Origin of the sequence: Clostridium sp. NSJ-49 (assembly GCF_014287725.1) — a bacterium.
GTDB lineage: Bacteria > Bacillota > Clostridia > Clostridiales > Clostridiaceae > Clostridium > Clostridium disporicum_B.
This window is the reverse complement of the sequence record NZ_JACOOP010000009.1, coordinates 1-12,428: the sequence shown is the minus strand read 5'-3', so window position 1 is coordinate 12,428 and position 12,428 is coordinate 1. Positions and strand designations below refer to the sequence as shown.

The window sequence follows — 12,428 nt, the reverse complement described above, 5'->3', positions numbered from 1 at the left end:
ACATAATTTATATTTAAAGAAGTTAAAATATTAGATAGTCACTAATGTTTTAACTTCTTACTAAGTTAAGGCTTAAAAGCTAATATTTACAAAAAATAGAGCGCAGAGGTAATAATAATGGATAAGAGCAAAAGAATAGAATTTATAGTATCAAATCTAGAAAAGGTAACGACATTAGCAGATATAGGAACAGACCATGGATATGTACCATTACTTGCTTTAAGAAATGGGATATGTGAGAAAGCTATAGCTTGTGATATAAATAAAGATCCATTAGCTAAAGGAAAACTAAATGCAATTTTAGAAGGAATAGACGATAAAATAGATTTTAGATTAGGAAATGGTTTTGAACCATTAGAAGTTAATGAAGTAGAAGAAGTTGTAATTGCTGGTATGGGCGGTAATCTTATAAGAGATATAATAGAGAAAGATTTAAATAAAGCAGCTTCATGTAATTACTTAGTACTTATTCCAGCGCAAAATCCAGAAGTTTTAAGAGAATATCTTTATAAAAATGATTTTGAAATAATTAAAGAGGATTTATGCTTTGATGAAGGTATTTACTATGAACTATTTATGGTAAAAAAAGCTGAAGGTCATGCAACAGAATTAGATAGCATATACTATGAAATAAGTCCAATTTTATTAAGACAGAAACATCCATTAATGAAAGATTATATTGATTATAAAATAGAAGAATACAATAAGATTTTAGGCTTTATAAAAGATGATAGCGAATCAGCACTAAAGAGAAAATCAGAAGTTAGTGAAAAAATAGAGATACTAAATAGAATGAAAAATTATTTATAGGTGATAATATGAAAAAGGTGAAAGAAATTATAGAGGTTATGGAAACTTTAGCTCCTACTTTTTTAAAAGAAGATTTTGATAATGTAGGTCTTATGGTAGGGGATAGAGAGAAAGAAGTTAAAAAGGTTTTATTAGCTTTAGATTGTACATTAAAAGTAGTAGAGGAAGCTAAAGAAAATAATGTAGATTTAATTATAACTCATCATCCACTTATATTTAGACGTCCAAATAATATAACAACTGATACCATTCAAGGTAGAAAGATAATAGAGCTTATAAAAAATGATATTAGTTTATATTCAAGTCATACTAATTTAGATTCAGCTAAAAGTGGTTTAAATGATAGTATACCCAAATTATTAGGCTATGACTCATCAGAGATTTTAGAGGTTAATAAAAGAGATGAGAAAGCAGGTCTTGGAAGAATAGTAACTTTAGATAAGCCTACTACATTAGATGAAATTGTAGATAATGTTAAAAAAGCACTAAATATTAATAATCTAAGAGTGGTTAAAGGTAAAGAAGAAGTAAATAAGATTGCTATTATAAACGGAAGTGGGCAAGATTTTATAGGTAAAGCTGTTAGCAAAGGAGCAGATTGTATTATAACAGGAGATACAACATATCACTTTGCTTCAGACTATAAAGAAATGGGGATAAATATAATTGATGCTGGGCATTTTGCTTCAGAACAAATTGTATTCTTTAATGTGATGAAAAACATTATTGATAAATTTACTGACATAGAATTTATTTTATCAAAAGTTGAAGAAGATCCGTATACATTTTTATAAATTATATTAATTACGTAAAATTTAAAATTATAGTAATAAGGCAAATAGGTAAGGACATATTATAAACTATAGTAATTAGTAAGGTTGGTATTATGTCTAAGAAAACTGATTGGGGAAAAGTATTAAGGGAAACTGTTAATGATATAATATGTGCTATTAAGACACCATCAGCTAAGCCAAAGCAGCCTAAATGTCCGAATCCAGCGGCAAGGATATGTATATTTGTGCTTATTGGAATAACACTATTATTTTCAGGAATAGGTATCTATAGTTGGATAATTCTAATCATGTTGTTCATAATTTTATATTTTGTTTAAAAAAACTATTTGTCATAATTGAATATGTGTGATATTATATTTCTTGCGAGTGGTACATGCAATCGCTGCTAGCTCTAGAAGCTAGGAGAGGAAAGTCGGAGCTCCATAGGGCGATGGTGCTGGTTAACGGCCAGTCAAGGTGACTTGAAGGATAGTGCAACAGAGATATACCGCCAGAAGACTTTTAGTCTGAGTTCACTTAGGTGACTGGTAAGGATGGAAAGGCGAGGTAAGAGCTCACCAGCATGGTGGTGACATCATGGCTATGTAAACCCCACCTGGAGCAAGACCGAGATGTAGCATATGGGTGGCCCGTCCCGCTACGTGGTGTGTCGCTTGAGCTTACTGGTAACAGTAAGCCTAGATAGATGATTGCTTAATACAGAACTCCGCTTACGGACTATCTCGCACTAAGTATTTATAAGGGATTTAGGGGATTAGCTTTAGTAACTTCCCTTAGAATTCCCTTATAAGATATTTTTCATAATATTAGAAATTACATCAGTTGCATGTTTATTCATTTTTTCTGTAACATGGCTATATGTGTCAGAAGTAGTTTGCATAAGTGAATGACCTAACCTTTCTTGTAAGGTTTTCATATCAACACCACCCTCTAAAAGTAATGTTGCATTAGTATGTCTTAAATCATGCCAACGGATATTTTTATTTATACCATGTTTTTTACATAATCTTTTTAATCGTTGCAAGAAGTTACTTGGAGTAATTGCTTTACCATTTTCCCATGTGAAAATTAAATTATATTCTTTATTGTTAAAAATATTTTTTTCGTAAAATAATCCATATTTAAGCTTGTTTTTTTGTTGCAATTTAATATGGGCTCTATATTTTTCAGCTAATGTATTACTTATTGGTAAATATCTATAAGAACCTTCTGTTTTAAGACCTGATATTACATACGTATTTTCAATTCTTATAAAAGCTTTATCTATTTTTATTTTATTATCAACAAAATCTATTGCATCACTGCATATACCACACATTTCACCACGTCTAATTCCAAGCTCTAGAGCAGTATCTAAAGCTAACCTCATTATATAATCTTCATAAATATTTTCATCAAGTGAATTGTAAATTAATTTAAATTCATCGACAGTTAAAATATTAGCTTTGTATTTTTCTCTTTTAGGAGTATCTACGTAATTACAAGGATTATTTATTATCATTTGTAATTTTAGCGCCTTATTAAGGGCAGTATTCAAAACACCATAATTAAATTGTATGGAAGTTTTATTTAAGTTTAATTCTTTTAAAAACTTAATATATTTTTCAATATGGATTGGTTTTAAATCACACAACTTTATATTGCCAATAGATTTGTTAATTTTAGTTTCTACAGCACACTTATATTTTGAATAAGTGTTAGCTGCTTTTTCATCTTTTATATAATCCTCTAACCACTCATGTAGATAATCGCATAGGAGCATTTCTTCTGGCTTTGATAAACCATTATAAATTCTATTAAGTTCTTGATTTAATTTCTTTAATGCTTCGGATTTTGTTTTTCCGCCAACTCTTTCAATTTGTTTCTTAACTCCATTTTCGTAGTCATAGTATCTATAATACCAACTATTACCTTTCTTTCTCACGCTTCCATTCATAGAATCACCTCTTTTAAAAATATTGTATAATTAGCAAAGCTATAAAAAACTTTTTACTTTAAATTTTAATTCTACAAGTTCAGTAGGGACTTTGTAACAAGAAGCAAGTTGATTAATGGAGTAGCCATTAATATATGATTGTTCATTTTCGTTCATATCTAAAAGTAATTCAGCTGCAAACAAATTAGCCTCATACTCTTTTTTTGATTTATTTATATTTTTTATACAGGAGAAGAAGCAAGAAGATTTTGGATGAAGTACAGCGTGACCAATTTCATGTGCTAATACATATCTTCTTTCTTCTTCATTCATTGAGGAATTTATCCATATAACTTTATTTTTATTTACATAATTGTACATTCCTAGTGGTTTTCCTAGTGGTTCAATTACTAATACTATTCCTAAATATTCAGCTAATTCATAAGGCGAATTAGTTTTGTAAATTCTTTTTAAATTCATTACTACCCTTTTAACATAATCATTCATTCAAAAGTCACCTACTTTTTATATTTCTTTGGTGTATATTTTTCCTTATTCTTAATTTTTATTTGTTCTAAGGCAATTTTCATAGCAGACTCTATTAAGTCTAAATCATCATTATCTAATTCTTGACCATTATAATATGCAGTTCCATCTGTCCCAGCTCTAAAGTCATCCATTAATTTCTTTAAATCTTTAGTTATAGATTTCTTATCTCTATAATTAAGTGAATTATCTTCTGCAACTTTATCAGATAAAATATCGCTTAATGTAACTTCTAAACTGTTTGCAATTGCTTTTAAAGTTTCAATGCTTGGGTTATATCTATCGTTTTCTATATCAGTTAAATAAGACCGAGAAATGTTTGATTTTTTAGCTAATTCTACTTGTGTAAGTTTTCTTTCCTTACGCAAATCTTTAATTTTTCCACCTATACTCATAACAACCTCCTACAAGTCGGAATTACCGACCTTGAAATTAATTATAAAACTAAAAAGTCGGAAATGCAATACGTAAAATGACGGAAATACAAGTATGCATTAGCGTAGGCGAGAAATATGCGGCTAATACTTTAATATTGTCTAAAATAGTCGGAAATACACGAATATAGAGCTTGTACAAATGACGGATATACAATACAATAATATTTGTAAGGAGGTGATTGAATGACAGAGTCAATTGCAAAAGAGATAGGTAAGGAAGTTAAGAAGGCTAGGAAAGAAAATGGCTTAACTCAACAGGATTTATCTCAAAAAGTAAGTATTTCGAGAAGCTATATAGCTGATATAGAAGGTGGGAGATATATCCCAAGTGTTGAAATATTAATATCTTTATCAAAAGAACTAAAGATAGATATGAATTTATTTAAAAATGACGGAAATACAAGGAGGGGTTAACTTGGAGCTTTATTTATTAACTGTTAAAGATGTAGCTGAAAGATTAAAAGTAAATGTTAATTATGTATATGAATTGATAAAAAAAGGGCATATAGAAGCATTAAGACTAGGTAGTATGAAAATTACTAATGCAGAGCTTGATAGGTTTATATCAAGTGCTAGCGGTAATGATTTTAGTAACTTAGATAATGTAGTACCTTTAGAAACTTTACAGAATAAAAATTAAGGAGAGGAAAAGAAAATGGAAAATTTAAAACATGGTTCAAGAAAACCAAATGTAAAAGTTAATGGATTAGTAAATATTGAGGGAATGAAATTTCACGATATAGAAGGTGGATTTGGAGAAGGTAAGAAAGCAATGTTAGTTAAGGAGATTGCTAACATTCATGGAAGAGAAGTTAAAAAGGTAAATGAGCTTATAAATAATAATAGAAAGAGATTTAAAGATGATGTTGATATTATCGATTTAAAAACAGGTCTTTCAAAAGGACTTGTTTTAGAAATGGGATTCACAAATGCACAGTACGGAAATGCAAATAACATCTATCTTTTATCAGAAAGAGGATACTCAAAACTTCTTAAGATTTTAGAAGATGATTTTGCTTGGGAGCAATACGAAAAATTAGTTGATGGATATTTCAATATGAGAGGACAGGCATTAAACACATCAGAATTAAGTCAGGAACTTCAAATGTTCAATAAGATGTTCCAAGCACTAGCTAATAATGAATTAGAGCAAAAGAGGTTAAAGGCAGAAATAGAAGAAACTAAAGAAGAAATACAAGGTATTAGAGATGTAGTTACATTAGATACCAATGGTTGGAGAAAAGAAACAGCCAATATAATCAATAAAATAGCTTACAAGCTTGGTGGATTTGAACATATAAAACCAATTAGAGAAGAATCGTACAAGCTGCTTAATGAAACTATTGGAGTAGATATAAACCGTAGATTAAAGAATAAACAAAAGAATATGGCTTTAGAAGGTGTAAGCAAATCTAAGATTAATAAGGTTAACGTATTAGATATTATAGGCGAAGATAAGAAGTTATTAAATGGTTATATAAGCATAATTTCAAAGATGGCCATTAAGTATGGAGTAGCATAGGAGGTAATTTAATATGTCAAAAATGATTAAAACAACAGATACAGAAGTAAAAATAGATACATCATCAATATTAGTAGTTGAAATTGGAGATTTAAGTTTTGAGAAGGACGAAAGATACTTTTGGATAGATGTATATTCAGGTAGTGGGGAAGAGAAGAAATTTATAACACAGATAGATGAAGAAGATATGCCTATACTTATAGAGCGTGAAGAATTAAAAAGATATTGTTTGAATTGGTATTTCAATAATGTAGAGATTATTGAGAAAGTGGAGGAATAAAAAATGTCAGATAAACAATCGATAGAAAGTAAAATATTATTAACTCCAATGCAAGCTAAAAAACTTTTAGGTGTTGGTAGAAACGAAATATATAAATTATGTAATACAAAAGGATTCCCTTCTTTCAAAATAGGTTCTAAGCATTACATAAATAAAGATAAGTTACAGGAATGGGCTGATAAGCAATGTGGATGTTAGTAGGAGGTAATTTAATATGACTAATAAAGAAGTTATCGAACAATTAGAAAGTTTAAAAGCACACTGTGAAAGTATGAGAGAATCGGGAGAAGAATGGGAGAAAGATGTTAGAGCATTAGAATATGCAATTAGGGAATTAGAAAGAACTGCTCAAGAAGTACCAGTTCAAGAGCAGTCAACAATTTATGTTAATTTAGATGAAGATTTCACGAAAGAAATAGTAGCGACTATATCCAAACTAAATAAATTGTTAAATCAAGAATGTATAACTACTACTTACCAAAATTTTTAAGAGTTTTATCTAAATCCCTTAAAGATTTATCTATGGACCTTTTATTGGAATCAAAGTTGTTTCCTGCTTTTAAATCAATACTCTTCCTGCAAAAAGGACAATGTATTGTAGTTCCTACTTGATTAAGTCTAATTTTAATAAGCTTTTTGCATAAAGGACAGTTAGCAGAAATTTCTTTATTACCAAATGTAGAGTTAAAATTTAAAGCCATAACTTCCACCCCCTTTCAACAAAATTTTACCATATGTTGGACGAGGTATCAAAATAGAGAATCGATAAAGGAGCATTAGTAAATGATAGATATAGTTAAGACAAGAAAGCAGCAGCTAGAAGAAAGAATTAAACAGTTAGAGGGATTTATATTTTCAGAAGATACACCGGAGTGTTTAAGGAAAATATATGAGGATCATGCGAAGTTTTTAAGAGAAGAGTTAAAGCAGTGTGAGTAATTTGATTATATTATGAAGGAAAGGAGATTTTAAAATGGGATATGGTGGAGATAAGTGTCCAAAGTGTGGTAGTACACATACTAGTTATGATAGTTGGAATAAAGAAAATGTTTGTCAAAAATGTGGACATTATTTTTAATTCAAATATAAGACTTTGATTATATTGTGAAGGAGTTGTATGTGGAAGATGATAAAAGATTGTCCTTTCTGTAATGGTAGCATGGAGTTGAAAACCACATACGATACTGAATGGGTTGAGTGTACTAAATGTAAGATAAAGTCCCATACAGAACTTGGTGATTGCTATGATGAAGGTTTCATGTGTGGAGAGTATATTATACCTATGTGGAACAAAGAAGTTGATTATATTAAAGAGTTAAAAAAAAGTAGAATCTAAATGAAGGGTTAATATATGAGTAAAACAATTAAAATTATTACAGTTATTTGTTTAATTATAATACTGTTAACACTAAGAATTAGAAAAGTTGATGATACCATTACTGTTCAATTTGGTATATGGCAACTGGTTAAAGATTATTTAAACAAGTAGTTCGCAATTCAAAAAAAAGGAGCAATTAGTATGAGTGTACAAGTATTAAAGGATTATGTAGAGTTCTCGAGAGAAATTGGAGAGAAACCTACTTGGGAAGGACTAAAAGAACATAAAAAGATGTTTTGGAGGGATTAAAATTGAGTGTTCAAATTAAATTAGAAGAAGCGGTAACTAAGTTTGGTTTAAATGACATAGTAACCATTATGTTAAGTCAGAAAAGAGATAAGGAAATAGTAATAAGACAGAGGGAGATATACAACAGATGGAAGGAGAAGAATTGCAGTGGGAATAATTGCTGAAATTAATGACTTGAATAGAGAAAAGTCAAAATCAATTACAAGAAAAGTACAGGAGAGAAGAAAGCAAGGAGATACACGATCATTTGCAGAGATATTGAATGAAGAGTTAAAAAAAGAAAAGCTATTATCTGATAGAGTTGGCGCTCATAAGTCAGAGAATAGCAATTCGAAACAATTCAATGACAGTATAACAGAAAATATAGAAATAAGAAAGTAGGGTAATTATATGGAAGATAAGATAAATATATTTAAAAAGCTTCAGAGATGTAGAGTTGAACTTCAAGGAAAGAAGTTAAAGCAAACAGGAAAAAACACCTATAGCAATTATACCTATTACGAATTAGGAGATTTTTTACCAGCAGCAAACGAAATAGCTGAAAAAAATGGGTTATGTCCAATATTTGCATTCAATAATGAGATTGCAACATTAACTATAGTAAATGTTGATAACACTGAAGAAACAATTGTTTTTAGTACTCCGGTTGATATACCAACTTTAAAAGGCTGTTCTATTATACAAAATATTGGAGGAGCTCAAACATTCGCAAGAAGATATTTATATATAATGGCGTTTGAAATATCAGAAGCAGATACAGTTAATAACGGAGTAGATCCGGCAGAAGAAATGAGAAAGAGAAAGATTGGTTCAGCGAAGAGAGTTGTAATTAATAAACTCATAGATGAAACCAATACTGAAGTTAAAAAATTCTTAGCTGTAGTTGGATTTAACAGGGTAGAGGATATTACGGAAGAAGCATTTGGAGAATGTTTAAAGATGCTTAATGATAAAAAAGAAAAATTGATTGAAAGAGAAAATAAGAAAAATAACGAATTAGGAGCGATATTATAATGAAAAATTTACAAGTTAATAAGGTTTTACCAGTTATTGATGCAAACTTTGAAGAAGTAAAGATGTCTTTGATTGACACTATGGATAAGTATAAGGGGATTGTTGTAACAGAAGAAGGGTTAAAAGATTGTAAAGCAACCCAAAAGGATTTAGCAAAGATAAGAAATGATATAGATACGTATAGGAAGTTAGTTAAAAAAGAAATGACTGCACCGATATCAGAATTTGAGAATAAGTGTAAAGAGTTAATAGCTTTAGTCAAAGAAACGGAAGCGCCAATTTTAGAGGGAATAGCTATATATGATGAAAAGAGAAGAGAGGAAAAGATTAAATATATTTTAGATACTATTGCCATTGCTGTAAATGAAGTTGGATTAAATGAACAGTATGCAGCTAAATTAAATGTATCAGATATTAAATTCACCCTTAATTCATCACTAAAAAGCATAAGAGAAGATATAAATGAAAAAGCTAAAAACTTAAAAACTTTACAAGTTGCCGAGGAAGAGAGAGTTAAGAACGATTTACTAATAATAGAAACTACGTTACAAGCAGCCAATAACGGTCAAGAAACTGTTTTAGAGAGTGAATTATATATAACTAAGTATAAAAATGGAATGTCTTTAAATAACGTTATACAAGCTATAAATAATGATAGAGAGCTAATTGAGGTAGCAGAAAGAAAGGCATTAGAAAAAGCGGAAAGAGAAAGAATAGAATCGATTAAAAATGAGGGGGTATCGGTTAAAGAGAAAGTTAAAAAGGAGAACCCAACCATAGAAAAAATAGAAGAAGTTAAGGAAGTAAAAAAATGTTTTTATACATTAAAGATAACTCATGATTTGGATCATATGAGATTGTTAGCAAATTTCTTAAAGTCCAATGGGTTTGAGTATGAAAAATTGGAAGAAGGGTGGGTTTAAATGCAAAGTAGTATTGATTTTTCTAATGATGATTACGGAGTTACAGTTGATAGAACTGGTGGAGCTATAAAGATAACGCTTGATATAGGAACAATATGTTCTGAAGTCTATTACTCTAAAGAACAGGCTCAAAATATAGCGGAACAAATACTTTATGAGTTAGGAGAAAAAACAACATCAGACTGGGAAGATGAAGTGTACAAGCTTCAAGAGAAAATAAACAACCTACAGGAAAAGATAGAAGATTATGAGGAACGTATGGAATATATGAGAAGTAAAGAGCAATATGTTCCATTTTAGAGAGTAAGGGGAGTTTTATGGCAGAAAGAAGAATGTTTTCCAAAACAATAATTGATAGTGATGCTTTTTTAGATATGCCATTAAGCACTCAATCATTATACTTCCATTTAAGTATGAGAGCAGATGATGATGGATTTATAAATAACCCTAAAAAGATACAAAGAATGATAGGGTGTAGCGATGATGATATAAAGTTATTATTTGCTAAAAGATTTGTAATACCATTCGAGAGTGGTGTATGTGTTATAAAGCATTGGAGAATACACAATTATATAAGAACTGATAGATATAAAGAAACAGTTTATAAAGAGGAAAAGGACCAATTAATACTAAAAGATAATAACGCTTATAGTTTAAATGATGTTGGTATACCAAACGGTATACCAAGTGTCGACCAAATGGAAACCCAGGTTAGGTTAGGTAAGGTTAGGTTAGGTAAGGATAGTATAGATAATAGTATTATAAATAATACTTGTAGTAGTGAACTACAACCAATAATAGATAAATGGAATGAATTAGGCTTACAGAATATTAAATTTATTAATTCGGGTACTAAGAGATACACAATGTTACAAGCAAGAATTAAGGAATATGGAACAGATGCAATTATATCAGCTATAGAAAATATAAGTAATTCATCATTTCTTAGGGGACAGAATAGAAAAGGTTGGACTATAACGTTTGATTGGTTAATAAAGCCTAACAACTTTCTTAAGGTATTAGAAGGTAATTATAAAGATAATGTCATTGAGAAAAAAGTACCTAGTGGGAATTATACAAGCAATAACAGTAAGAGATTTAATAACAATGTAGGAAGCAGCCAAAATCATGATGATATTGAAACAGAGATACTTAAAGCACAGGGAGCAATATGATAAAGGTCGGAGGGGAGACTATGAAACCTTGGGAAGAAATGAGTAATAGGGAAAGAGCAGAGCAAACCTATAGGGATATTAAGAGAAGGCAAGAGCGAAGAGAAGCGGGAGCAAGAGAAGCAACATCTTTAAGATTTGAAAGTGCAATTAAAACTATGAAGAGAGCTAATCACAGTAAAAAGAGAGGTTGTAGGAGTTGTAAGTAATGGATAGATACAAAGAGGATACGGAAATTTATATGGATATCGTCAATAGATATCAAAATTTAGCCGAGAATGACATTGTACAAGCTTTTAAACTAATGAAGGATAGTTTACTTGTCTATGATAGATGGTGCTTTATAAAGCTTGAAATCACATCAGAATTGAAACGTGGAGAAAAGGAAGCATTAAAGAAATGGTTAGAGGAAAGATGTAAATTTTTATATGAGTTACATACAGATGTAAGAGTAACACTTTCTAAGGCAAAGTATGAATTTAATAATAGCAAAGATTTTTAAGTAAATGGAGGATATAAATATGAATAAAGAAGATTTAAAAAAGGTATTGGATTATGCTATGGCAGTAAGTTTTTTAGTAGATAATGTGGAATGCCTTATCGAAGAATATAGATATAATGAAGAATTAACAGATAAGCAACTAGGATATACAGAAAAGAGAATTGAAATTGTAAAGAAGTATGAGAAAGATATTAAAGGTATTTTAGGGATAACTGAATAATTCGTAATTCAAACATAGAGAATAAGAGTTAATTACGATAAGGTTATATGCTTCTGTTCTCATAAGAAAATCAATTTCAATAGAGGTGATGTAATGATATTAGCAATAGATCCAGGGAATATAGAAAGTGGATATGTATTAACTTACGATGATTTAGTAGTTATAAACAAAGGAAAAGAAAAAAATGAAAACATAATAGAAATGATAAAAGAAGTTATAAAAGGTTTAGAAATTGAAGATGTAGCTATAGAAATGGTTGCATCTTATGGAATGCCGGTTGGAGCAGAAGTGTTTGAAACTTGTGTTTGGATAGGAAAATTTGCTCAATGTTGCGAAGAAAATTTAGGTATTGAACCAAAGTTTATCTATAGAAAAGATGAAAAGATGAATCTATGTAACTCTATGAAAGCAAAGGATAGCAATATAGTACAAGCATTAATAGATAGATTTGCACCTAACACACCTAATAAGGGAAAAGGTACTAAGAAAGAGCCAGGCTGGTTTTATGGATTTAAAAAAGATATATGGCAAGCTTATGCAGTTGCGGTAACTTATCACGATATTTATTTAAAGGAGAATGGGATAAATGAAAGTTAGATGTATTGATGATTTAGGAATGACTGTTTTAGAAGTTGGAAGTGTTTATGAGGGAAAATTGAAGTTTGA

Annotated in this window: 27 protein-coding genes and 1 other RNA gene; 24 read left to right on the top strand and 4 right to left on the bottom strand. The window is 29.8% G+C overall.

The window, feature by feature from the left end:
- Window positions 1-117 precede the first annotated feature (117 nt).
- From H8S10_RS04670 to rnpB, 4 genes are all read left to right on the top strand, one after another.
- The gene (locus H8S10_RS04670; protein ID WP_186838074.1) at window positions 118-810 is read left to right on the top strand and encodes a class I SAM-dependent methyltransferase; all 693 of its coding nucleotides are present in this window, start codon (window positions 118-120) and stop codon (window positions 808-810) included.
- Window positions 811-818: 8 nt separating this feature from the next.
- Window positions 819-1,604 (top strand): Nif3-like dinuclear metal center hexameric protein, encoded by a 786-nt coding sequence (locus H8S10_RS04665; RefSeq protein WP_186838073.1) that lies wholly within the window; start codon window positions 819-821, stop codon window positions 1,602-1,604.
- Window positions 1,605-1,696: 92 nt separating this feature from the next.
- A complete protein-coding gene (locus H8S10_RS04660; protein ID WP_186838126.1) occupies window positions 1,697-1,921 on the top strand; it encodes a hypothetical protein in 225 nt (74 codons plus the stop codon).
- A gap of 46 nt (window positions 1,922-1,967) precedes the next feature.
- An RNA gene (gene rnpB / locus H8S10_RS04655) (RNase P RNA component class A) lies at window positions 1,968-2,333 on the top strand.
- A gap of 55 nt (window positions 2,334-2,388) precedes the next feature.
- On the opposite strand, the gene H8S10_RS04650 is transcribed toward rnpB, so the two are convergent.
- The 3 genes from H8S10_RS04650 to H8S10_RS04640 are packed head-to-tail and all read right to left on the bottom strand — an operon-like array spanning window position 2,389 to window position 4,460.
- The gene (locus H8S10_RS04650) at window positions 2,389-3,540 is read right to left on the bottom strand and encodes a tyrosine-type recombinase/integrase (protein ID WP_186838072.1); all 1,152 of its coding nucleotides are present in this window, start codon (window positions 3,538-3,540) and stop codon (window positions 2,389-2,391) included.
- A 39-nt stretch (window positions 3,541-3,579) separates the two neighbouring features.
- Window positions 3,580-4,026, bottom strand: coding sequence for an ImmA/IrrE family metallo-endopeptidase (locus H8S10_RS04645; protein WP_186838071.1), 447 nt, complete (start codon window positions 4,024-4,026; stop codon window positions 3,580-3,582).
- An 11-nt stretch (window positions 4,027-4,037) separates the two neighbouring features.
- Window positions 4,038-4,460, bottom strand: a complete 423-nt coding sequence (locus H8S10_RS04640) for a helix-turn-helix domain-containing protein (RefSeq protein WP_186838070.1) — start codon at window positions 4,458-4,460, stop codon at window positions 4,038-4,040.
- Between the two features lie 225 nt (window positions 4,461-4,685).
- On the opposite strand from H8S10_RS04640, the gene H8S10_RS04635 reads away from it, so the two are divergent.
- From H8S10_RS04635 to H8S10_RS04610, 6 genes are read left to right on the top strand one after another with little or no spacing between them, the layout of a single operon-like run.
- Window positions 4,686-4,916, top strand: coding sequence for a helix-turn-helix transcriptional regulator (locus tag H8S10_RS04635; protein ID WP_207731839.1), 231 nt, complete (start codon window positions 4,686-4,688; stop codon window positions 4,914-4,916).
- Between the two features lies 1 nt (window position 4,917).
- A complete protein-coding gene (locus H8S10_RS04630) occupies window positions 4,918-5,142 on the top strand; it encodes a helix-turn-helix domain-containing protein (RefSeq protein WP_186838125.1) in 225 nt (74 codons plus the stop codon).
- 15 nt (window positions 5,143-5,157) lie between these two features.
- Window positions 5,158-6,024: an ORF6N domain-containing protein gene (locus tag H8S10_RS04625; RefSeq protein ID WP_186838069.1), complete on the top strand. Its 867-nt coding sequence runs from the start codon at window positions 5,158-5,160 to the stop codon at window positions 6,022-6,024.
- Window positions 6,025-6,037: 13 nt separating this feature from the next.
- Entirely contained in the window at window positions 6,038-6,304 is a 267-nt protein-coding gene (locus tag H8S10_RS04620; RefSeq protein ID WP_186838068.1) for a hypothetical protein, read from the top strand.
- 3 nt (window positions 6,305-6,307) lie between these two features.
- On the top strand, window positions 6,308-6,502 hold the full coding sequence (locus H8S10_RS04615) for a helix-turn-helix domain-containing protein (RefSeq protein ID WP_186838067.1): 195 nt from the start codon (window positions 6,308-6,310) through the stop codon (window positions 6,500-6,502).
- A gap of 16 nt (window positions 6,503-6,518) precedes the next feature.
- Entirely contained in the window at window positions 6,519-6,794 is a 276-nt protein-coding gene (locus H8S10_RS04610) for a hypothetical protein (protein ID WP_186838066.1), read from the top strand.
- On the opposite strand, the gene H8S10_RS04605 is transcribed toward H8S10_RS04610, so the two are convergent.
- Window positions 6,775-7,005 carry a hypothetical protein gene (locus H8S10_RS04605; RefSeq protein WP_186838065.1) on the bottom strand — a complete coding sequence of 77 codons (231 nt, stop codon included), beginning with the start codon at window positions 7,003-7,005 and terminating at the stop codon, window positions 6,775-6,777. The genes H8S10_RS04610 and H8S10_RS04605 overlap by 20 nt on opposite strands.
- Window positions 7,006-7,087: 82 nt before the next feature.
- Here H8S10_RS04605 and H8S10_RS04600 point away from each other — a divergent pair, with 82 nt between their 5' ends.
- From H8S10_RS04600 to H8S10_RS04535, 14 genes are all read left to right on the top strand, one after another.
- A complete protein-coding gene (locus H8S10_RS04600; protein WP_186838064.1) occupies window positions 7,088-7,243 on the top strand; it encodes a hypothetical protein in 156 nt (51 codons plus the stop codon).
- 34 nt (window positions 7,244-7,277) lie between these two features.
- Window positions 7,278-7,382: a TFIIB-type zinc ribbon-containing protein gene (locus tag H8S10_RS04595; protein WP_186838063.1), complete on the top strand. Its 105-nt coding sequence runs from the start codon at window positions 7,278-7,280 to the stop codon at window positions 7,380-7,382.
- A gap of 39 nt (window positions 7,383-7,421) precedes the next feature.
- The gene (locus H8S10_RS04590; RefSeq protein ID WP_186838062.1) at window positions 7,422-7,640 is read left to right on the top strand and encodes a Lar family restriction alleviation protein; all 219 of its coding nucleotides are present in this window, start codon (window positions 7,422-7,424) and stop codon (window positions 7,638-7,640) included.
- A gap of 15 nt (window positions 7,641-7,655) precedes the next feature.
- Window positions 7,656-7,793: a hypothetical protein gene (locus H8S10_RS04585; protein WP_186838061.1), complete on the top strand. Its 138-nt coding sequence runs from the start codon at window positions 7,656-7,658 to the stop codon at window positions 7,791-7,793.
- A 140-nt stretch (window positions 7,794-7,933) separates the two neighbouring features.
- Window positions 7,934-8,095 carry a hypothetical protein gene (locus tag H8S10_RS04580; protein ID WP_186838060.1) on the top strand — a complete coding sequence of 54 codons (162 nt, stop codon included), beginning with the start codon at window positions 7,934-7,936 and terminating at the stop codon, window positions 8,093-8,095.
- Window positions 8,079-8,312 carry a hypothetical protein gene (locus H8S10_RS04575; protein ID WP_186838059.1) on the top strand — a complete coding sequence of 78 codons (234 nt, stop codon included), beginning with the start codon at window positions 8,079-8,081 and terminating at the stop codon, window positions 8,310-8,312. Before H8S10_RS04580 ends, H8S10_RS04575 begins: the two co-directional genes overlap by 17 nt.
- Before the next feature lie 9 nt (window positions 8,313-8,321).
- Window positions 8,322-8,945 (top strand): ERF family protein, encoded by a 624-nt coding sequence (locus tag H8S10_RS04570; protein WP_186838058.1) that lies wholly within the window; start codon window positions 8,322-8,324, stop codon window positions 8,943-8,945.
- Window positions 8,945-9,868 carry a DUF1351 domain-containing protein gene (locus H8S10_RS04565; RefSeq protein WP_186838057.1) on the top strand — a complete coding sequence of 308 codons (924 nt, stop codon included), beginning with the start codon at window positions 8,945-8,947 and terminating at the stop codon, window positions 9,866-9,868. The genes H8S10_RS04570 and H8S10_RS04565 overlap by 1 nt, the downstream gene beginning before the upstream one ends.
- A complete protein-coding gene (locus tag H8S10_RS04560) occupies window positions 9,869-10,168 on the top strand; it encodes a hypothetical protein (RefSeq protein WP_186838056.1) in 300 nt (99 codons plus the stop codon). It begins immediately after the preceding gene.
- A gap of 17 nt (window positions 10,169-10,185) precedes the next feature.
- The gene (locus tag H8S10_RS04555) at window positions 10,186-11,043 is read left to right on the top strand and encodes a hypothetical protein (protein ID WP_186838055.1); all 858 of its coding nucleotides are present in this window, start codon (window positions 10,186-10,188) and stop codon (window positions 11,041-11,043) included.
- A 20-nt stretch (window positions 11,044-11,063) separates the two neighbouring features.
- Window positions 11,064-11,249 carry a hypothetical protein gene (locus H8S10_RS04550; RefSeq protein WP_186838054.1) on the top strand — a complete coding sequence of 62 codons (186 nt, stop codon included), beginning with the start codon at window positions 11,064-11,066 and terminating at the stop codon, window positions 11,247-11,249.
- Window positions 11,249-11,542: a hypothetical protein gene (locus H8S10_RS04545; RefSeq protein ID WP_186838053.1), complete on the top strand. Its 294-nt coding sequence runs from the start codon at window positions 11,249-11,251 to the stop codon at window positions 11,540-11,542. Before H8S10_RS04550 ends, H8S10_RS04545 begins: the two co-directional genes overlap by 1 nt.
- A gap of 19 nt (window positions 11,543-11,561) precedes the next feature.
- Window positions 11,562-11,762: a hypothetical protein gene (locus tag H8S10_RS04540; RefSeq protein ID WP_186838052.1), complete on the top strand. Its 201-nt coding sequence runs from the start codon at window positions 11,562-11,564 to the stop codon at window positions 11,760-11,762.
- Between the two features lie 93 nt (window positions 11,763-11,855).
- Window positions 11,856-12,359: a hypothetical protein gene (locus H8S10_RS04535; protein ID WP_186838051.1), complete on the top strand. Its 504-nt coding sequence runs from the start codon at window positions 11,856-11,858 to the stop codon at window positions 12,357-12,359.
- Window positions 12,360-12,428: the final 69 nt, after the last annotated feature.